This window comes from Streptomyces sp. WG5 (assembly GCF_049974565.1).
Classification (GTDB): domain Bacteria; phylum Actinomycetota; class Actinomycetes; order Streptomycetales; family Streptomycetaceae; genus Streptomyces.
In genome coordinates this window covers 1-21214 of record NZ_JBNGGC010000029.1, presented here as the reverse complement: position 1 = coordinate 21214, position 21214 = coordinate 1, and the positions used below count along the sequence as shown (strand labels likewise).

Below are 21214 nucleotides of genomic sequence, written 5' to 3'. Positions count from 1 at the left end.
TCCGCTCGACGGCGATCGTCCCTGAGCCCGACCCGGTGCTGCACCGTTCCGCCCTCACCGTGGTCTGGTTCCGGACCACGGTGGACGTCCCGTCGGGGCGAGGACGCCGACCTTGCGCTTCGCGGTCTTCGCCGGGAGGAGTCGGCCCCGGGACCACGAGCTCCAGCGGTGGACGCCCGTCACAGCCGGGGCGGGGGAAGCGCGCGCCCGCCTCCCCCTGTCGACCCCGTGTCAGTGGGCGATCCAGCCCCGCTTCCGCGCCAGGGCGACGACACACTCGCGGACCTGCTTGATCTGGTCCGCCGTGAGGGTGCCCGACGAGTCGAGCAGGGCTTCCGTGAGTTCGGCGCGGAACCGCGCGGCGTCCGTCGCGCCGTCTCCGCCGGCGCCCCGGACGGCCTGCCGGTCCTCCGGGGTGCCGGCCGGACGGGAGGGCAGCCGAATCGCCGTCGGCTGGTGGACGAGGCGGATCTGCGAGGCCTTGGGGCCCTTGTCGCCCTGCTCGAGGAAGAACTCGACCTCGCGGCCTTCCTGGTAGAGGTACTTCTCGTCGAGCAGGTCGTTCGCGTGCATGAAGACGTCCTCACCCGCGTCCGCGGGTGCGATGAACCCGTAGCCGCGGACCTCGTCAAAACGCACAACCTTGCCTGTCATCAACACAGCACACACCTCCGACATCGGACCACTACAGCAGAGGGGCTTCGCACGGAGCACACCTCGAGAGGGGAACCTACCGTGCCGCGCCGCTCGGCCGGCGGGCGTTTCCGCCCGACCGGCTCGGTGCCGCGGGGCGCAGCGGAACCCGGTACCGGCTCGGCGTGCAGGCAGTCAGCACCGCCGGAGACCGGGAGACCGAGGGTACTGCCCGCCGGGGCGCCGCGGGTGACCGCCGAGGACGAGCGGATGCGCGGCACGGCGCAGGGGATGTACGACGGGCCGCCAGGCCCGGGACGAGGACCGGGCCCCGGGCCGGCGCCGGCCCGGGCGGCAGGGTCAGCCGCCATTGCTCTCCAGGGCCGACACGGCTTCCTTGGCGGCCTTGATGGCCCCCTTGTTGATCTCCTCCGTGCCGGGTGCCTTCCGCGTCTCGAAGTCGCTGCCGTTGTACGTGATGATCACCAGCGCGTTGGCGGCACGGGTCATCACGGTGCCCTCACGCGTCTGCTGCTTGTCCTCGGTGGTGAGGTTCACGACGGAGTAGGCCGCGTCACCGAGACCGGGTACCGGGCCCCCGCCCCCCTTGTCGGCGGTCCGCTCCTCGTACGACTTCCGTGCCGCCTCGTCCGACTCCATCACCTCGAAGGAGACGTCGAGCCAGCGGTAGTCGTACCCCTTGAGCGCGTTCCAGGAGCACGTGCGGCGCACCTGGGTGTCCGTCGACGGAATCTCCTTGCCGTCCGCCTCGGCACCCGGGACGAGCGAGGCGACCGTCTTCCCGGCCAGGCTCTCGCAGGGCGCCGGGGCGGCGGCGTAGGTCTTCGTCACCGCCTCGGTCGCCGGTGCGGAGGCAGACCGGTTCGCGGTGTCGGGCGGGGTCGGGTCCTTCGCGGCCGATGGCGTGTCAGGCCCGGACGACAGTGCCCAGCCCGCCGTGGCGAGCACGGCGACCGGCGCCAGACGAGCGGTCAGGGCGAGCGGCAGGGGAAGAGAACGCACGGCGCACTTCTCGTGGGGGTCGGTGCGGAGACGGTCCGCACTGCGGACGGGACGCCAGTGTCACACGAGACCCCGTGGGGCGGAAGGGCGAACTCGGTGCGTGGCCGCGCGGTGACGCAGACGAACGGGAGGCGCCCGGTCCGGACGGGCGGGCCGCCATGGCCGGGCGGCGCCACCGGTCACACGCCGGGCCCGCACCCGTTACCCCTGCCCGTACCCGGCCGTCGGCGGCGAACGGGCCCGGTGGCTCGCAGCGCGTGGGTGTTCGCCACCGAGCCGGGGACCGGTGGCGGCGCGCGGAGCGCACCAGACACGGACAGCGAGTAGGTGATCGTGTTGCCGGGCTCCACGAAGGCCGGACGGGGAAGACACTGCGAGCCGGCGTGATCACGGGCAAGGGCCTACTCGCCCTGCCGGGTACGAGGCGGCACCCGGCCGGACGCGGCGCCTACGGCACGCGCGCCGTCCACTCCTCGGTCGCGAACTTCGTCCGCACCAATTCCTCCGCACGGGCCATCTCCTCCGCGGTGACTTCGCCGGTGGTCAGCCCGTAGCGGTTGCGGAAGGAGGCGACCATGTTCTCGATGACCTGCTCCCGCGCGAGGCCCGTCTGCCGACGGAGCGGGTCGACGCGCTTCTTGGCGCTCCTGGTGCCCTTGTCGGACATCTTCTCCTTGCCGATGCGGAGCACCTCGAGCATCTTGTCGGCATCGATGTCGTAGGACATCGTCACGTGATGGAGGACGGCTCCAGGACCGCCATCAGGGCCGACCATGCGCTTCTGGGCCGCACCGGCGATCTTGCCGGCCTCGGTGGCGATGTCGTTCAGGGGTTGGTACCAGGCCTTGATGCCCATATCGCCGAGTGCGCCGAGCACCCAGTCGTCGAGGTAGGCGTAGCTGTCTGCGAAGGAGAGGCCCGAGACCAGGGACTCCGGCACGGACAGGGAGTACGTGATCGTACTCATGGGCTCTACGAACATGGCCCCACCACCGGAAATACGGCGAACCACGGTCATCCCGTGCTTCGCGGCCCCTTCGGGGGCCACCTCGTTCCGCAGGGACTGGAAGCTGCCGATCACCACGGAAGGCGAGGCCCACTCCCATACCCGTAGGGTCGGGGCTCGTCGCCCGGCGGCCACCTCGGCAGTGATCACCTCGTCCAGCGCCATGTGCAGGGCCGGTGCCTGCGGCTCCATGTGCACCAGCTGCCAGTCGTAGTCGCTCCACTCGGTCGCGCGGGCCAGAGCGCGCCGGACGGCGATGCCGACGCCCTCCGCTGTCAGCCCGAACATCACGGTCGACTCCGGCAGCGCCGCCGTGATCCGGGCAGCCAGCCCTGCGGCGTCCGTCGATGAGGGTGAACCCTCAAGGGCTGTGTTGATCGAGAGGATCGCTTCGTCCGGCTCCAGGAAGAAGTCCCCGGCGACTCGTACGTTGCGCAGGACACCGTCCTCGACATCCAGATCCACGACGACCAGCTTGCCGCCGGGCACCTTGTACTCGCCATGCACGGCTTCGTTTCCTTCCAGTGCGCTGTACGTGTCCTGAGCCTGCTGCTCCGGCATTCGGACAGATGCGTACATCTTTCGGATTGCACCTTAACCTCGATCTTTCGTGACGGTCCGTCGGTTCTTTCGGCGGGCCGTTTCGGCTGTTCGGGCTGGTGGCAGCCAGGCTGATGGCCCGGCTGTCGCGTCGGGTGGGCGCCGGGTTCCACGGCTCCGGTCGGGGTAATGCTGCTCGCAGGGACGGGAACGTACTGCTCAGCCGGGGTTCGGGAGAGCTTCGAGCCGTGCCAGGGCGTCGGTGATCACGCCGGTCCAGGGTCAGTGGCGGGCGAACCGCAGATAATGGCGTCGAGCGGTCGTGACGATCTGGGCGGCGGCGGAGAGAAGGCGGAACCGGAGACGGCGGGGCTCCCACCTGCGGGTTTCACCGGTCAGAGCGAGCATCGGCATCCAGGCCAGCAGGTCCAGGGCGAGCTGGACGATCTCCAGCCAGATCTGATTCTGCGCAGTGTCGTGCAGGGGCAGGTTGCGCAGGCCGGTGGCCCGCGCGGCCCGGATACGGTCCTCGGCCCGCGCCCGCTGCCGGTGCCGCAGCTCCAGTGCCGCGATCGGCATGACGGTGGTGTTGGTGGCGAAGCAGGTCAGCCGCAGTCCGTCGGCGTCGGTAATCCTCAACTGGGCGCCGGGGTGGGGCCGTTCCTTCCGCACGATCAGCCGCATTCCCTTCGGCCAGCCCTTCAGGCAGTCGCCGGACAGTTCGGCGACCCAGGCGCCGTCGCGGATCTCGCCGCCGGGCTCGATCGCTGCCGCCCACGCGGCGGGCGGGATCTTGAGGGCGGCCTGGTGGACCTGCTCGGTGATGGTCATGCCGACCGAGTACGACAGCCACCGGCCGCGCTGGGCGAGCCAGGCGACGAACTCGTGGGTGCCGCCGCCGGAGTCGGTATGGATCAGCGTCCGGCGTCCACGCCGGTACTTCTTCGGCAGTTACGCCAAAGCGAGTTGAGCCGTGGTGATGTGGTCGGCGGCGGTGTTGCTGCCCGCGTTGCCCGGCCTGAGCAGGCCGGCCACCGGCTCACCGCTCCCGAGGCTTCCGTGGTCGACGAAGGCCATCAGAGGATGGTGTCCGAAGGTCTTCTTCCAGGTCGCGGTGGCGTCCTGCTTCTCGGAGTGGGCCAGCACGAGCACCCCGTCCAGGTCCACGATCACCTGCCCCGCGGCATCCGGCGCCGCAGTGCCGGCCAGCTTCCACACGTGCTCGCGCACGCCGGCCCGAGCGGTCCTGATCGCGGACAGGACCTTCGGCCCGGCTGCGGCGAGGGCGTCCACGAGCCGGGAGACCGTGGGGTCGGAGGCCACCGGCCCGAACACGCCGGGCTCGGCCCGCAACGTCCCGATATCCGCGAGGCAGTCCCCGCCCAGCGCGACCGCGAGGGTCACGTCCAGGAGGATCTTGCCTGGATCGTGCACCGCCCGCGGCCGTCGCCATGGCGCAAGCGCCGCCGATATCGCCTGGTCCAGCCCGGTCTTGCGGACCGTCTCGACCAGCAGCACGGCCCCGGCCTGGGACACCACCCCACGGCCACCGCCCTCGACGCGGACGCGTGGGTAGGACCCGATACGCTTCTTCACCTGAGAAGTGCCTCCGGCGGTAGCAGGAACAAGGACCTCGACAATCATCATTCTTGCTGGTCAGAGGCACTTTTCGCCTACCTGCCCACCCGTCGGACAGCCCGCTTCATGAGAGCGCGAGGCTAAAGGACCACCAGCGGGAACGCGTCGAGGCCGCCCGCACCGCCTGCCACGAGATGACCGCTCTGGCCGACCTCATCCACCGCTTCGCCGTGCTGCTGGATCCCGGCGACGGCAATGCAGCCCTGTTGAGCACCTGGATCACCTCGGCCCAGGCCGAGGATCTGCCCCACCTGCATGCCTTCACCCGGGGACTCGAAAAGGACCGCGCCGCAGTCGACGCCGCCTTCACCCTGCCGCACCACAACGGCGGCACCGAAGGCGTGAACAACAAGACCAAGCTGATCAAGCGCCAGATGTACGGCCGCGCGAGCTTTCCCCTCCTCCGCCACCGCATCCTCCTGGGCTGATCACACCCTCCGTCACCACCGACTACGGAACAAACCCGATCGTTTTACAGTCCCAAATCAGGCAGACGTATTGACGAGTTGAGTTACCATCATTGCTGCGATATGCAAGGAGTTGACTATGCGTGAAATACTTCTCAACTCAATGTAATTGATTAAACGTCAATTATTGACTTAACAACAAAAGCTTTGCGCTGCAACGACTTTGTCTGCCTCAGCGGATGCGCTTTCGCAGAGACGGGCGCACACTGAAGGAGTACGCGGATTCCGGGGGTGTCGTACGCGTATCCCAAGTCGGTACTCGAGGTTGGAGGAAGTGATGGCGGGATCTCCTGTGACGACGAGCGAACGACTCGCTCTGATTACCGGCGATCAGGCAAAATCGGAGTGGGATCGCCTGAACCGAAGCTACTCGCAACTGGGTCAGATGCGAGAGGCTATCCCCGCGATTCTTGGAGCCAGCCTTTCCGAGGCTGACGAGCAGGACCCGATCGGCCTTCGGGGAGACTGGGACCTGAACGGGAAAGTTTACCCTGCGGGAGGTTCCGAGGCTGGCCCGGGAGTGAACGCGGTCAAATCTGGTCTGATTGTCACCAGCGTCAACTACGGAAACAACCTGGTCGCCATGTGCGCGAGCGTGTTGAAGGGCGAACCCGACGGACCGGAGATAGTGGAAGCGTTCACGCTCCAGACCTCGAGTTCGAACTTCCTGGACGACGTCAAGGAGCAGGGCGTCAGTGGCGGGAAACTGCAACCCAGGTCAGGCTTCTGGGACACGCTCTTGGACTGCCTCTCGAGGGACTGCGGGCAGGCGTGCCTCAGCGCCGCCGTCTCATGTCGCAAAGACAACTGGGCTGATTTCCTCGTCTGCCTTGCGGGGCGATGCGGGTTGTGCGTGGTCAAGTGCCACGCATGCGCAGGATGTAAGTGCGCGTACTGGTGTGTCCCAGTCGCTGGATGCTGCGGTCAATGACTTGGGAGGAGGTCACGTGACTACCACTCACTGGCTGGAAATTCCGATTCGTCAGCCGATCCACGAGGGCGCACCGGTGGACACGAAGTACGAAGTCGGCGATGCCGTCGTGGTCTACAACAACGAGTCGGCATACGTCGGACTGGGCGATCGGCGCGCCGCCGAGGCGCTTCTGGTCCATCAGGATGTGCGAGCGCTCGGCGTCCGTGAGGTGGATCGCACGAAGCCTGTTCCAGGGCTCTCCTTGACCTTGAGCGAACTGGAACACCAGGTCGGCCGGCTGCGCAAGCAGTCGTCATCCCGACATGCGACCGGCCTGGGAGATGCGATCGCGTTTCTCACGCGGCGCCTGGGGATCAGAGAATGCGGAAGTTGCGCCCGGCGTCACAAAACTCTGAACGGGATTCGGATATGGGGGTGGTGGAGAGACGGCAAGATCGGAAAATTCACGGTAACCGCGACGGCAATAGCCCGTCAGCGTGACGAGCAGGAGGCAGAAAATGGCAGCATATGACGACGGCCTCAAGGAAAGGGCAGTCAGCAGCACCTTTAGGGATGCGGCCCTCTTCGGGGTCGAGGCGTCCGGTACGACGGTGCTCTTCGGGAAGGCCGCCCTGCGGCTCCCCGTGGCGATATCCGATAATCCCGGAGGCAGGAAGTCCATTCATGACATGCCGCAGAGCGAGCCGACTCTGACGGGTGTCTACGTGGTCGACCTGCAGGTCGTGCGCGAGGTGCTCACGCGGACAGGTGATGCCTCCTACGAGGCAGAGCTCGTGTCCAAGACCGGACAGACCCTCTTCGAGGGCATGGGCAACCTCGAACACATCAACCCTGAAATCGGCTACAGCAGTATCACCTTCAAGGGCAAGTACAAGGAGCTGGCGCCGACGCTCCTCGGCCTCGAGGCTGAGGAACCTGCAGAGTGGACCAGGTTCACCATCGTCTGGAGCGGCATCGCCTGGTGAGTGCCGCCACGCGTGGACAAGCGGCCACCGCGGATCACTGTGAGTTGATTGGGTGGTGGCCGTGGTGAGTTCGGAGTGCCCTCGTCATACCGGCGGGCTGAGGAGATCTTCGAGTACGCCACGCGGCTGCTGGCCAACCCGCTCGCCTCACCCGAGGACCTCGAGGACCTGGATGGCTGGACCCTCCACCGGCTCCGCCACAGCGCTCTCACGGCACGACGCCTACTAGCCTCGATCTTTCTTGATGGGTCGCCGACGGAGTCGGCGGCCCATCTTGTTGCTGGTGGCGGAGGCTGGGCAGGTTGAGGGCCCGAGTGTCGTCTCGGGTGGACGCCGGGTTCCACTGCTCCGGCTGGAGGGTTCTCTCGTAGGGGCGGGTGGATCTGCTGGTCAGCCGGGGTTCGGTAGGAGTGCGAGTCGTTCGAGGGCGGCGGTGATGTGGCTGGTCCAGGGCCAGTGCCCGGCCAGTCGGAGGATGCGCCGGCGGCCGGTGGTGACGGGCTGGCCGGCCGTGGTGAACAGTCGGAGTCGCAGGCGGCGGGGTTCCCAGAGGCGGGCTTTGCCGGTCAGGGCGAGCATCGGCATCCATGCCAGCAGGTCCAGTGCCATCTGCACGATCTCCAGCCAGATCCGGTTCTGGGCGGTGCGCTTCAACGGCAGGTTGCGCAGGCCGGTGGCCCGGGCGGCCCGGATGCGGTCCTCGGCCCTCGCCCGCAGCCGGTGACGGAGCTCGAGCTCGGCGATTGGCCGCCCCGTGGTGTTGGTGGCAAAGCAGGTCAGCCTCATGCCGTCCGCATCCGTGAGCCGCAACTGAGCTCCAGGGTGCGGCCGTTCCTTCCTGACAATCAGCCGTATGCCCTTGGGCCAGCCGTCCAGGACGTCGCCGGTGAGCTCGGCGACCCAGGCCCCGTCCCGGACCTCGCCGTCCGCCTCGACGGCCGCCGTCCAGGCCGAGGCGGGAACCTTGAGCACGTGCTGGTGGATCGCGTCGGTGATCACCATGCCGACCGAGTAGGACAGCCACCGTCCCCGCCGAGCGAGCCAGGCGACGAAGTCGTGGGTGCCGCCCGCGGAGTCGGTGCGGATCAGGGTCCTGCGCCCGCGCCGGTACTTCTTCGGCAGCTGGGCCAGGACGAGTTGGGCGGCGGTGATGTGGTCGGCGACGGTGTTCGAACCCGCGTTTCCCGGCCTGAGCAGGGCCACCACCGGCTCACCGGTGCCGCCCGGTCCGTGGTCCCCGAACCCCATCAGCGGGTGATGGCCGTAGGTCCGCTTCCAGGTTGGGGCGGCGTCCTCCTTGTCGGAGTGCGCGACGACCAGCACCCCGTCGAGGTCGACGGTCACCGTCCCGCCCGCATCAGGCGCATCCCGGCCGGCCAACCGCCAGGCCCGGTCGCGTGCTTCGGCCCGCGCGGAACGGATCGCCGCCCATGCCTTCTCGCCGGAGGCGGCGAGGGTGTCGACGAAGCGGGAGACCGTCGGGTCGGAGGCCACCGGCCCGAACACAGCCGGCTCGGCCCGCAGCATGCCGACATCCGCGAGGCAGTCCCCGCCCAGCGCGACCGCCAGGGCCACGTCCAGCAGGATCTTGCCCGGATCGTGCACCGCCCGGGCCTTCCGCCACGGCGCCAGCGCCGCTGATATCGCGGTGTCCAAGCCGGCCTTGCGGACGGTCTCGACCAGCAGCACGCCCCCGGCCTGCGAGACCACGGCCCGGCCGCCGCCCTCGATGCGGACACGCGGGTACGACCCGATACGCTTCTTCACCTGGAGAGTGCTTCTTCCCTTGCACCGACACGGACCCTAGACAAGTCCCATCGTTGCAGGTCAGGAGCACTCTCCGCTTATTTGATCAAGCCTCGGACACCCCGCTTGGTGAAAGCGCGAGGTTAACGATCGCCCGTGGGGTGGACCAGCGCTTCGTGAGAAGGGAGACGACAAGCCGGTCGGCGGCGGAGAGCCGTCTGCTGCCGGCGCCGGGGCCGCCGTCGGGACGTTTGCCGGGCAGGAAGATCGGCGGGTGCTCGGCACACCAGGCTTGGTCACGGGCGGCGAGATCGTCGAAGGCGGCGGGTTCGAGTCCGGTGAGGCTGGGGTGCCGCAGCCACATGGGAGCCTGTCGCCGATGGGAAAGCGTCCGAACTCGACGCTGGGGACAACTCAGGAGCGAGTGGGTCGGGGCGCAGGGTGTGGTTCCAGGCGCCGTACCGCAACAGCTCCCGCTTACCCCGCGACACCGTGGACTCCGCCACCCCGGCCGCTCCGGCCACCGTTCGGCAGCTCCCTGGGTCAGGGGGTGTTCAGGGCATGTAGGGGTGCCGATTAGGGGTACACCGCCGCTTGGTGCCTCTGCTAGACATGGCGCTGTGAAGGAAACGTGTTCATGCCGCCGCGGCATCGAGCGCGCGATCGCGTCCCGACGTTGAGTGGAAAGTTTCAGTCAGTTGGCAGAAAACATGGCCTCCAGCCGCTGGATCCGCCGCTACCACCCGTCGGAGGGGAGCCAGGTCCGACTGGTCTGTCTGCCGCACGCCGGTGGCTCGGCCTCCTTCTACTTCCCGATGTCTCAGGCGCTCGCTCCGGCGCTGGACGTCCTCTCGGTGCAGTACCCCGGCCGCCAGGACCGCAGGGACGAGCCCGGCATCACCGACATGGCGCGCTATGCCGACGAGTTGGCCGGGGAACTCCTGCCGTGGCTCGACCGGCCGCTGGCCTTCTTCGGGCACAGCATGGGCGCCGTCCTGGCCTTCGAGGTGACGCGGAGACTGGAGCGCGACCACGGTGTCACCCCCGTGCGGATTTTCGCCTCCGGGCGCCGCGCCCCGTCGAGCCACCGCCACGAGACGGTGCACCTGCGCGACGACGACGGCGTCGTAGCGGAGATGCGTGAACTCAGCGGGACCGATTCGAGGATTCTCGGGGACGAGGAGATCCTCCGCATGGTGCTGCCCGCAATTCGCACCGATTACACCGCGATCGAGAACTACCGGGCCGCGCCGGAAGATGTCGTGCACACGCCCATCACGGTGCTGACCGGAGAGGCGGATCCGAGAACGACCCGCGAAGAGGCGGAGTCCTGGGGAAAGCACACGACCAGTGATGTTGAAATTCACTGTTTCCCTGGCGGTCACTTCTTTTTGGCGAACCATCAGGAGCGCATCATGAAAATTGTTTCCGAGAGGTTGACCGCGGACGCTCGGACGAACTGAACCAAGCGCTTCGGCACCATGGGGGATCGCGTCCGACGGGCCGCGAGTTCGAGTGATGCCCCCGCCCGACGGCGGGGGCGGAAAACGGCAGGACACCGGTGTCCTGGCGGACGACCGTATGGGGCAGGGCCGCACAACGGCCGGGCAGTTCGGCCTGGCCCCGCGGTGCGCAGATGACAGGACGGCACGGCACGGACCCACCGGCACGGCACGCAGTCGTCACGTCCTCCGTAGACGTGTGGTAGCGGGAGGGGAAACTCCGTGTCGGCAGAGCTGTTCGAGCGCGAGAAGCAGCTGGGCACCCTGAGCGAACTCCTCGGCAGCGCGATGCGCGGCCGGGGACGGGTCGCCGTGATCAACGGGGCCGTCGCCAGTGGGAAGACCAGTCTTCTGGAGGGATTCACCGACGAGGCGATGTCCGCCGGCGCACTCGTCCTCGAAGCCTCCGGTTCCCGTTCCGAACGCTTCCTCCCCTTCGGAATCCTGCGCAGGATCCTCGACAGCGCCGGCCACCACTCGCCGGAGGTCCACGCCTACGCCACCGAACTGCTCGACGCCGCCTCGGAGGAGACGGCACAGGCCGCGGACGGCACCGAGGCGGGCATGCGCATCATGCCGCACCTGTCCACCGCGGTGCTGCGGCTCGCCCGGAACAGGACCGTCGTCATCGCCGTCGACGACGTCCACCACGGCGACGAGCTCTCCCTGCACTTCTTGCTCTTCCTGGCCCGCCGGGTACGCCAGGCCCGGGTGCTGATCGTGCTCACCGAGGCGGTACGGCTGCGGCCCGCCCAACTCGCCTTCCACGCCGAGCTGCAGCGCCAGCCCAACTGCACCAGCATCCGGCTCCGGCTGCTCACCCCCGAGGGCACGGCCGGCGTCGTCGGCGACCACCTGCCCGAGGCGGCGGCCGGCCGGCTCGCGACCGAGATCCACCGCACGACCGGCGGCAACCCGCTGCTGCTCAAGGCGCTGCTGGAGGACGGCACCCCGGCCGCCCCCGGCGAAACCTTCCAGCAGGCCGTCCTCAACTGCCTGCACCGCGGCGACCCCGAGATGCTGACCGCCGCCCGCGGGGTCGCCGTCCTCGGCGACGGCTGCTCCGCCGTCCAGCTCAGCCAGATCGTCGACCTCCACGTCAAGCCCACCGAGCAGGCGCTGCAGGACCTCGAACGCTGCGGTGTCCTCCACAAGGGCGCCTTCCGCAGCCCCGCCGCCCGCGAAGCCGTCCTGGACGCGGCACCGCCCGCCGCGCTGTCCGCGCTGCACCTGCGGGCCGCCAAGCTGCTCCACCACGAGGGCGCGGCCTCCCTCGACGTGGCCCGGCACCTCGTGGCCGCCCGCAAGAACGTCGAGGAGTGGGCCATCCCCGTCCTCCAGGAGGCCGCGGAGTATGCGCTCGTCGACGACGAGGACGAACTCGCCCAGCACTGCTGGGAACTGGCCGTCGCCTCCTGCCCCGAGGGCCCGCAGCGCGCCGCCCTCAAATCCCGCCTGGTCAGCCTCGTGTGGCGCAGCAGCCCCGCGGCCGCCGAGAACCACCTGCGGCAGCTGTGCCGCGAGCTCGCGGCCGGCCGGCTCGCCGACCGGGACGTGATCCAGGCCGTCTCCGCGCTCGTGTGGATGGGACAGACCGAAGGTGCGGGCGAGGCCCTGCGGCACCAACTGGCCTCCGTGGCCCCCGCCTACGCCCCGGCCAGCCTCACCACCGCCCGGACCTGGCTGACGACGATCAGCCCGGCCCTGACCGCGCTCTTCGCGGACACCGGCACGGACACCGGCCCGTCCGGATCCGTACGGCCCGGCGGCGCGCACACGCCGGTCGCGGGCGGTTTGGCGGCGGCCCCCTACGACTCCGCGGACTGCGCCTACGTCCAGGCCGCCGAGGCCGTCCTGATGACCCTGCGGGAGCGCCGGACCGCTGCCGCCATCGCGGAGGCCACCCAGGTCCTCCAGCGCTACCACCTGGGCGACCGCACCATTCAGCCCCTCGTCATCGCCCTGCTGACGCTTGTCTACGCCGACCGCCTCGACCTGGCGCTCGCATGGTGCGAACGGCTCCTGGGCGAGTGCTCCGCACGCAACGCCCCCACCTGGCACGCCGCGCTCGGCGTCGTCCGCGCCAAGATCGCCCTGCGCCGCGGCGACCTGCCCGGCGCCGCGGCCCAGGCCCGCCAGGCCCTCTCGCGGATCTGCACGCAGAGCTGGGGTGTCGGCATCGCGCTGCCGCTGGCCATCCTCATCGAGACCGAGGTCCAGATGGGCAACCACGAGGAGGCGATGAACCTCCTGGAGCAGCCCGTTCCCGAGGCGATGTTCGCCACCTTCCTCGGTCTGCACTACCTCAGGGCGCGGGGCCGCTGCCACCTGGCCACCGGGCGCTACCACGCCGCGCTCCGCGACTTCCTCACCTGCGGCGAGCTGATGCAGGCATGGGACATGGACGCCGTGGAGCTGGTCCCCTGGCGGCTCGACGCCGCCGAGGCCTGGCTGGCCCTCGGAAACTCCGGACGGGCCCGCGAGTACGCCGCACAGCAGGACCAGCGTGACACCGGACCGGAGGGCAGCCGCTCCCGCGGCGCGCTGCTGCTCATGCTCGCCCGCACCGGAGGCGACCTCGCGTACCGGCTCAAGCGGCTCACCGAGGCCGTCGACATCCTGGAAGGCGGCGAGGACCGGCTGCGGTTCGCCGTGGCGCTCGGCGAACTGGGCCGCGCATACCGGGCGCTCGGCGACTTCCACCGGGCCCGGATCCTCGTCCGCAAGGCCTGGCACGTCGCCAAGTCCTGCGGCGCCGAGCCGCTGTGCCTGCAGTTCATGCCCGGCGGCCAGGCCGGCAGCGAAGCCGCCGAGGCGACCGGCCGCGAGGCCGAACCGCCCAAGGAGACCGAGGTGCTGTCGGAGGCCGAGGCACGGGTGGCGCTGCTGGCGGCACGCGGTCACACCAACCGGGAGATCGCGACCAAGCTGTACGTCACCGTGTCGACGGTCGAGCAGCATCTGACCCGCATCTACCGCAAGCTGCACGTGAAGCGGCGCCGGGACCTCCCCGCCCGGCTGTCCGACCTGAGCCTCCCCGGGGCCGCCTGAGTCCGCGATCGGCCGAGGAGACGGAAGTGGAGCAGACCGGCGAAGTCGGGCTCAGGCCCCCGCGCCACCGTGTCGACCGCCGCGCCCGGGGCTGGTGGACGCTCCAGTCCGCCGTGTTCGCGCTCCCGCTGCCGCTGGTGTTCGGCGCGCTGTACCTCTTCATCCCGCCCGCCCGGTTCGTCTTCGTCTGGCTCTTCCTGGCCTTTCCGGTACCCGGCGTCGCGTACATGGCCGTCATGCCCGTCCGGCGCTACCGGGTCCACCGCTGGGAGGTGACGGACCAGGCTGTCTACGCGGCTTCCGGCTGGCTGTGGCAGACCTGGCGGGTCGTGCCGCTGTTCCGCGTGCAGACGGTGGAGACGCTCCGCGGCCCGATCCAGCAGCTCTTCGGGCTCTCCGGGGTCACCGTCACCACCGCGTCCTCCGCCGAGGGGGTCGTACCCGGGCTCCTCACCCCGTTCCTCGAACGCGACCCGGAACGCGCGGCCGTGGAGCGCGCCAGGGTGGAGTAAGGAGCCGTGGAGCGAGGAGCCGGCGGCCGGTGACGGAAAGGGTTCCGGAAGCCCGTTTCCCCGCGCCGGCGGATACGGCTCCCGGGAATTCCGGCCGCAGTTTCCGTTCTTTCTTGCAATTGCCTCCCCTCTCCGCGCATCCTGGTGCAGTCGCACGTCAAACGGCCGAGCCCAAGAGCAAGTCCACGGCCACCTCCTAGGGGCCCGTAGGGGATTGGTAGGGGTTTCTCGCCCTTCTCCCGCATGCGAGAGTGACCCCTGGTCTTGGGTTCTTGTCCGGGGGTAATGGAGCGTGCGATGGTGAATGAGTCCGGAGAATTCCCGTCCGAGATCCACGCCGTTTCCGAATCCGCTCCGAATGCCTTCCAGGACGCCTTGCCGCAGGCCCTGCCGGACGTCCCGTCGCACGCTCCCGCGGACACTCCGTCATGGCGGGAGCGGCTGAGCCCTCTGACCGACGCCGAGCAGCACGCCGCCCTGCTCGAATGGGTCGTCTCGCTGGTCTCCGCCGCGCTCCGCGACTCCGCACCGGCCGTGCTCGACCCCCAACGGCCCTTCCTGGAACTCGGCTTCGACTCGCTCGCCGCCGTCGACCTGCACGCCCGCCTCACCGCGGGCACGGGCCTGCGCTTGCCCGTCACCCTCGCCTTCGACCACCCCACCCCCGCCGCCCTCACCCGGCACCTTCGCGCCGCGCTCCTCGGCCCGGACGACACCGCCACGACGCCCGTCACCGCCGCCGTCAGCAGCGACGAACCCATCGCCATCGTCGGCATCGGCTGCCGCTTCCCCGGCGGCGTGCAGTCCCCCGAAGCGCTCTGGGACCTCGTGGCCGCCGGCACGGACGCCGTCTCCGCATTCCCCACCGACCGGGGCTGGGACCTCGACGCGCTCTACGACCTCGACCCCGAGCGAGCCGGTACGAGCTACACCCGCGAAGGCGGATTCCTCCACGACGCCGCCCAGTTCGACGCGGCGTTCTTCGGTATATCCCCGCGCGAGGCGCTCGCCATGGACCCGCAGCAGCGACTGCTGCTGGAGACGTCCTGGGAGGCGTTCGACCGGGCGGGCGTCGATCCCGCGGGACTGCGCGGCGGGCAGGTCGGCGTGTTCGTCGGCGCGGAGACCCAGGAGTACGGCCCCCGGCTCCAGGACGCCACCGACGGGTTCGAGGGGTACCTCGTCACCGGGAACGCGGCCAGCGTCGCCTCCGGCCGCATCGCGTACACCTTCGGCTTCGAGGGCCCGACGGTCACCGTCGACACCGCCTGCTCCTCCTCCCTCGCCGCCCTCCACCTCGCCGTCCAGGCCCTGCGCACCGGGGAGTGCGCCATCGCCCTGGCCGGCGGCGTGGCCGTCATGGCGAGCCCCGGCTCCTTCATCGCGTTCAGCCGCCAGCGGGGGCTGGCCCCCGACGGCCGGTGCAAGCCCTTCGCCGCCGCCGCGGACGGCACGGGGTGGGGCGAGGGCGCCGGCATGCTGCTCGTGGAGCGGCTGTCCGACGCCCGCCGCAACGGGCATCCGGTGCTGGCTCTGGTACGGGGCTCCGCCATCAACCAGGACGGCGCCAGCAACGGCCTGACCGCTCCGAGCGGCCCCTCGCAGCAGCGCGTGATCCGCCAGGCCCTCGCCAACGCGGGCCTGGCGGCCGCCGAGGTGGACGCGGTGGAGGCACACGGCACCGGCACGACGCTGGGCGACCCGATCGAGGCCCAGGCCCTGCTCGCGACGTACGGTCAGGGCCGGGCCGACGGCAGCCCGCTGTGGCTCGGCTCCCTGAAGTCGAACATCGGACACACGCAGGCCGCGGCCGGCGTCGCGGGCATCATCAAGATGATCATGGCGATGCGGCAGGGCGTACTGCCGCGGACGCTCCACGTCGACGAGCCCACCCCGCACGTCGACTGGGAGGCCGGAGCCGTCTCCCTGCTCACCGAACCCGTCGACTGGCCCCGTGGCGACCGCCCGCGCCGCGTCGGCGTGTCCTCGTTCGGCATGAGCGGCACCAACGCGCACGCCATCATCGAGGAACCCCCGGCCGAGGACGCGGGAGCCGCCACCACCACCGTGCCTGGTGACGGCAGCGCCGCCTCCGGGTCCGGGGCCGACGATCACGACGGCGCACCGCGCCCGCAGGCACTCCTGCCGTGGGCCCTGTCCGCGAAGACGCCCGAAGCCCTGCGCGCCCAGGCCCGGCGGCTCGCCGACCAGGTGACCGCCGACCCGGAACCCACCCCCGCCGACATCGGCCACTCCCTCGCCACCACCCGCGGGGTCTTCGAACACCGCGCCGTCGCTCTGGGCTTCGACCAGGACGGGCTCCTGCGGGCACTCAACGCCCTCGCCGACGGCACCGACACCCCTGACGCCATCCACGACGAGCCCGCCACCGGCCGGCTCGCGTTCCTGTTCACGGGGCAGGGAAGCCAGCGCCTGGGCATGGGCCGTGAGTTGTACGGCGCTTACCCGGTGTTCGCCGACGCCCTCGACGACGCGTGCTGGCACCTCGACGACCAGCTCGAACACCCGCTGCTCGACGTGCTGTTCGCGGAAGAGGGCACGCCCGCGGCGGCGCTCCTCGACGAGACCGCCTACACCCAGCCCGCGCTGTTCGCGGTCGAGGTGGCGCTGTTCCGGCTGCTGGAGAGCTGGGGGCTGCGCCCGGACCTCGTGGCGGGCCATTCGGTCGGTGAGATCGCGGCCGCCCATGCGGCCGGGGTGTTCTCGCTGGAGGACGCGTGCGCCTTGGTCGCGGCTCGCGGCCGGCTGATGCAGGCGCTGCCCACGAGCGGCGTGATGATCGCGGTGCAGGCGTCGGAGGACGAGGTTCTGCCACTGCTGGACCAGCGCGTGAGCATCGCCGCGGTGAACGGCCCGCGGTCGGTGGTCATCGCCGGTGACGAGAACGCGACGAGGAGCGTCGCCGCGCACTTCACCGCGCAGGGGCACAAGACCAAGCAGCTCGTCGTCAGCCACGCCTTCCACTCGTTCCACATGGACGGCATGCTGGACGAGTTCCGCCGCGTGGCGCAGGTGATCGAGTACGGCACCCCCGCGCTTCCCCTCGTCTCCCTGCTCACCGGCCGCGCCGCCACCGCCGCCGAACTGACCGACCCCGAGCACTGGCTGCGGCACGCCCGCGAGGCCGTACGGTTCCACGACGGCATGCGGACGCTGAAGGACCGCGGCGTCACCACGTACCTCGAACTCGGCCCCGACGCCGTGCTCACCGCGATGGCCCAGGACTGCGTCGACTCCCGGGGCACCGCCTTCGCCGCGGCCCTTCGCTCCGGCCGCCCCGAGGCCACCACCCTGCTCACCGCCGTCGCCCGCGCCCACACCCGCGGCGCGGCGGTGGACTGGAGCCGGCTCTTCACCGGCAGCGGCGCACGGCGCGTCGACCTGCCGACGTACGCCTTCCAGCGCTCCCGCTACTGGATGGACTCGGCACCGGGCACCGGCAACCCGGGCCAGCCGGGTGCTCACACGGGTCACGGCACGGACACCGCCGACCGGGCCTTCTGGGACGCGATCGAGCAGGAGGACGTGACGGGCCTCGCGGCCGCACTCGACCTCGACGACGACCGGCCGCTGAGCGAGCTGGTTCCCGCCTTGTCGGCCTGGCGCCGGAGGCGGCGTACGGAGTCGGAGGCGGACGGCTGGCGGTACCGGGTGGTGTGGAAGCCGCTGGCCGACGCATCGAGCACGCGGTTGTCCGGGGCGTGGTTGGTGGTCGTTCCGGCTGGGGGTGACGTTGACGGGCCGGTGGTGGGTGCGCTGGCGGGGCGTGGTGCGGAGGTGCGGCGGGTCGAGGTTGCGGCCGGTGCGGATCGTGCGGCGCTGGCGGGGCTGGTCGGTGGTGAGTGGGCGGGTGTGGTGTCGCTGCTCGGGCTCGCCGACACCCTGCTGTTGGTGCAAGCTCTGGGTGATGCGGGGGTGGGTGCTCGGCTGTGGTGTCTGACGCGGGGTGCGGTGTCGGTGGGCCGGTCGGATCGGCTGGTGTCGCCGGTGCAGGCGCAGGTGTGGGGTCTGGGCCGGGTGGCTGCTCTGGAGGTTCCTGAGCGGTGGGGTGGTCTGATCGACCTTCCGGAGTCGCTGGATGAGCGTGCGCAGTCCCGTCTGGTGGGTGTGCTGGCGGGAGGTTCCGGTGAGGATCAGGTCGCGGTCCGTTCCTCTGGGGTGTTCGGGCGTCGTCTGGTGCGCGCGGCGTTGCCGGAGGGTGCGGGCTTGTGGTCGCCGTCGGGGACGGTGCTGGTCACGGGTGGTACGGGTGCGTTGGGTGGTCGTGTCGCGCGGTGGTTGGCGGAGGCGGGTGCTGAGCGGCTGGTGCTGACCAGCCGGCGGGGGATGGACGCGCCGGGTGCGGCCGAGCTGGTGGCGGAGCTGGGTGTCGAGGTCTCGGTCGTCGCGTGCGACGCGTCCGATCGTGAGGCGCTGCGGGTCGTGCTGGCCGAGTACGCGGATTCCTTGACCGCCGTCGTGCATACGGCGGGTGTCCTGGACGACGGTGTGCTGGACGGCCTGACCGCGGACCGTCTCGAGAGCGTCCTGCGGGCGAAGGCCACGTCGGCGCTCAACCTGCATGAGCTGACGGTCGAGCTGGGTGTCGAGCTGGACGCGTTCGTGCTGTTCTCGTCGATGAGCGGCACGGTCGGCACGCCTGGCCAGGGCAATTACGCCGCTGCGAACGCCTACTTGGACGCGCTGGCGGAGCAGCGCCGGGCGGACGGTCTGGCGGCGACGTCCATCGCGTGGGGGCCGTGGGCCGAGGGCGGCATGGCCGCCGACGAGGCGACGTCGGCCCGCATGCGCCGGGACGGTGTGCCGCCCATGGCGCCCGAGTCGGCCATGGCGGCACTGGCGCCCATCGTCGCCTCGGGCGAGGCCTCGCTGACCGTCGCAGACATCGACTGGGACCGCTTCGCGCCCTTCATGACCTCCGTCCGGCCGCTCCCGCTGATCGGCGACTTCGTCACGCACGCGGAGACCGTCACGGGCGCCGACGTGGCGGCCACCGCGGCCCGCCGGCTCGCGGGGCTGACGGCGGCAGAGCAGGAGCGTGAGCTGCTCACCCAGGTGCGTACGCACGTCGCGGCAGTCCTCGGTCACGGCGGAGCCGAAGCGGTCGGTGCCGACCGCGCCTTCAAGGAACTGGGCTTCGACTCCCTGACGGCCGTGGAACTGCGCAACCGCCTCGGCGCGGCCACCGACCTGCGACTGCCCACCACCCTCGTCTACGACTACCCGACCTCGGCCTCGCTCGCGGCATTCCTGCGCCACGAGCTGCGGGGCGCGCAGCCGGAGATGGCGGGGCCGGTCGCCACGACGGCGGCCGTGGACGACGATCCGATCGCGATCGTGGCGATGAGCTGCCGCTTCCCGGGCGGCGTGCGAACCCCGGAGGAGCTGTGGAAGCTCCTCGTCGACGGTGCCGACGCGATCGGTGACTTCCCCTCCGATCGCGGATGGGACCTCGCCGGCCTCTACAGCGCCGATCCCGACCGCCCCGGGACCACGTACACCCTGGAGGGCGGATTCCTCCACGACGCAGCCGAGTTCGACGCGGACCTCTTCGGGATCTCACCGCGTGAGGCGCTGGCGATGGATCCGCAGCAACGGCTGCTGCTGGAGACGTCGTGGGAGGCGTTCGAGCGGGCCGGCATCGCCCCGTCGTCGCTGCGCGGCAGCCAGGCGGGCGTCTTCGTCGGCACCAACGGCCAGGACTACCTCACACTCGTCGCGGGCGACACGTACGGCCTGGAAGGACACCTCGGCACCGGCAACGCCGCAAGCGTCGTCTCCGGACGGCTCTCCTACGTCTTCGGTCTCGAAGGGCCCGCGATCACCGTCGACACGGCGTGTTCGTCCTCGCTGGTGGCTCTGCACCTCGCCGTCCAGGCACTGCGGCAGGGTGAGTGCTCCCTCGCGCTGGCCGGTGGCGTGACGGTGATGTCGACCCCTGAGGCCTTCGTGGACTTCAGTCGTCAGCGGGGGCTGGCGGAGGACGGCCGGATCAAGGCGTTCGCGGCTGCTGCCGACGGTACGGGGTGGGGTGAGGGCGTCGGCATGCTGCTGGTGGAGCGGCTGTCGGACGCGCGCCGCAACGGGCACCCGGTGCTGGCTCTGGTGCGGGGTTCGGCGGTGAACCAGGACGGTGCCAGCAACGGCCTGACCGCGCCGAACGGCCCCTCGCAGCAGCGCGTGATCCGGCAGGCCCTGGCGAGCGCCGGGCTGTCGACGGCGGACGTGGACGCGGTGGAGGCGCACGGCACCGGCACGCGGCTGGGCGACCCGATCGAGGCGCAGGCCCTGCTGGCCACCTACGGGCAGGAGCGGTCGCCCGAGCAGCCGCTCCTTCTGGGGTCCGTCAAGTCGAACATCGGGCACACGCAGGCCGCGGCGGGCGTCGCGGGCGTGATCAAGATGGTGCTGGCGATGCAGCACGGGGTGCTGCCCCGGACCCTGCACGTCGACGAGCCGACCCCGCACGTCGACTGGTCCGCCGGCGAGATCGCCCTGCTGACCGAAGCCGTCGACTGGCCCGAGACCGGGCGGCCCCGGCGCGCCGCCGTGTCGTCCTTCGGTCTCAGCGGCACCAACGCCCACACGATCGTCGAACAGGTCCCTGCCGCCGCAGCGGACCGCGGCGACGAGCCCGAGAGCGACGCGGCACCTTCGGTGCTGCCCGTCCTGCCCGTCCTGCTCTCCGCGCAGAGCACGACCGGGCTCCGCGCCCAGGCCGCGCGTCTGGCCGCCCACTTGACGTCGCAGCCTGAAGCATCCACCCTCGACACGGCATTCACGCTGACGACGGCTCGTACCGCCCTGGACACGCGCGCGATCCTGGTCAGCGGTGCCGAGAAGCACGATGGGCTACTCGCCGGGCTCATCCGTCTCGCCGCCGGCGAAGCGCCCTCCGGCCTCGTGCAGGGCACGGTCACGACTGGCGCGCTCGCCTTCCTCTTCACGGGGCAGGGCAGCCAGCGCCTGGGGATGGGCCGGGAACTGTACGAGGCCTACCCCGTGTTCGCGGACGCGTTGGACGCGGTCTGCGCCCACCTGGACGCGCACCTCGATGTGGCCCTGGGCGGTGTGCTGTTCGGTGACGATGCGGAGGCGTTGGACCGGACGGAGTTCGCGCAGCCGGCGTTGTTCGCGGTGGAGGTGGCGCTGTTCCGGCTGCTGGAGTCGTGGGGT

Annotated in this window: 10 protein-coding genes and 3 pseudogenes; 7 read left to right on the top strand and 6 right to left on the bottom strand. The window is 70.5% G+C overall.

Annotation, left to right across the window (positions count from 1 at the left end):
• Nucleotides 1-231 precede the first annotated feature (231 nt).
• The 4 genes and pseudogenes from ACP4IX_RS26575 to ACP4IX_RS26560 form a co-directional block, all read right to left on the bottom strand.
• Nucleotides 232-660 carry a cold shock domain-containing protein gene (locus ACP4IX_RS26575; RefSeq protein WP_426556950.1) on the bottom strand — a complete coding sequence of 143 codons (429 nt, stop codon included), beginning with the start codon at nucleotides 658-660 and terminating at the stop codon, nucleotides 232-234.
• 333 nt (nucleotides 661-993) lie between these two features.
• Entirely contained in the window at nucleotides 994-1656 is a 663-nt protein-coding gene (locus tag ACP4IX_RS26570) for a hypothetical protein (protein WP_426523951.1), read from the bottom strand.
• 448 nt (nucleotides 1657-2104) lie between these two features.
• Complete coding sequence (locus tag ACP4IX_RS26565) at nucleotides 2105-3169, bottom strand: lipoate--protein ligase family protein (protein WP_426557045.1); 1065 nt, start codon at nucleotides 3167-3169, stop codon at nucleotides 2105-2107.
• 252 nt (nucleotides 3170-3421) lie between these two features.
• Nucleotides 3422-4798, bottom strand: a pseudogene (locus ACP4IX_RS26560) (IS1380 family transposase).
• Between the two features lie 122 nt (nucleotides 4799-4920).
• Here ACP4IX_RS26560 and ACP4IX_RS26555 point away from each other — a divergent pair.
• The 3 genes and pseudogenes from ACP4IX_RS26555 to ACP4IX_RS26545 form a co-directional block, all read left to right on the top strand.
• Nucleotides 4921-5268: pseudogene (locus ACP4IX_RS26555) on the top strand (transposase); the annotation flags it as partial.
• Between the two features lie 986 nt (nucleotides 5269-6254).
• A complete protein-coding gene (locus ACP4IX_RS26550; protein ID WP_426556948.1) occupies nucleotides 6255-6752 on the top strand; it encodes a hypothetical protein in 498 nt (165 codons plus the stop codon).
• The gene (locus ACP4IX_RS26545; protein WP_145871233.1) at nucleotides 6739-7206 is read left to right on the top strand and encodes a hypothetical protein; all 468 of its coding nucleotides are present in this window, start codon (nucleotides 6739-6741) and stop codon (nucleotides 7204-7206) included. Before ACP4IX_RS26550 ends, ACP4IX_RS26545 begins: the two co-directional genes overlap by 14 nt.
• A gap of 390 nt (nucleotides 7207-7596) precedes the next feature.
• Here ACP4IX_RS26545 and ACP4IX_RS26540 read toward each other — a convergent pair whose 3' ends face one another.
• Both ACP4IX_RS26540 and ACP4IX_RS26535 read right to left on the bottom strand, forming a co-directional pair.
• A complete protein-coding gene (locus ACP4IX_RS26540) occupies nucleotides 7597-8973 on the bottom strand; it encodes an IS1380 family transposase (RefSeq protein WP_426556946.1) in 1377 nt (458 codons plus the stop codon).
• A gap of 133 nt (nucleotides 8974-9106) precedes the next feature.
• Nucleotides 9107-9413 (bottom strand): annotated as a pseudogene (locus tag ACP4IX_RS26535) (ISAzo13 family transposase); the annotation flags it as partial.
• 249 nt (nucleotides 9414-9662) lie between these two features.
• Between ACP4IX_RS26535 and ACP4IX_RS26530 the strand changes: the two are divergent.
• The 4 genes from ACP4IX_RS26530 to ACP4IX_RS26515 form a co-directional block, all read left to right on the top strand.
• Nucleotides 9663-10415, top strand: coding sequence for a thioesterase II family protein (locus tag ACP4IX_RS26530; RefSeq protein ID WP_426557043.1), 753 nt, complete (start codon nucleotides 9663-9665; stop codon nucleotides 10413-10415).
• 261 nt (nucleotides 10416-10676) lie between these two features.
• On the top strand, nucleotides 10677-13505 hold the full coding sequence (locus tag ACP4IX_RS26525; protein ID WP_426556944.1) for an AAA family ATPase: 2829 nt from the start codon (nucleotides 10677-10679) through the stop codon (nucleotides 13503-13505).
• A gap of 26 nt (nucleotides 13506-13531) precedes the next feature.
• Entirely contained in the window at nucleotides 13532-14017 is a 486-nt protein-coding gene (locus ACP4IX_RS26520; RefSeq protein WP_426556942.1) for a PH domain-containing protein, read from the top strand.
• A 300-nt stretch (nucleotides 14018-14317) separates the two neighbouring features.
• A partial coding sequence (locus tag ACP4IX_RS26515) for a type I polyketide synthase (protein ID WP_426557041.1) occupies nucleotides 14318-21214 on the top strand: 6897 nt, incomplete at its 3' end.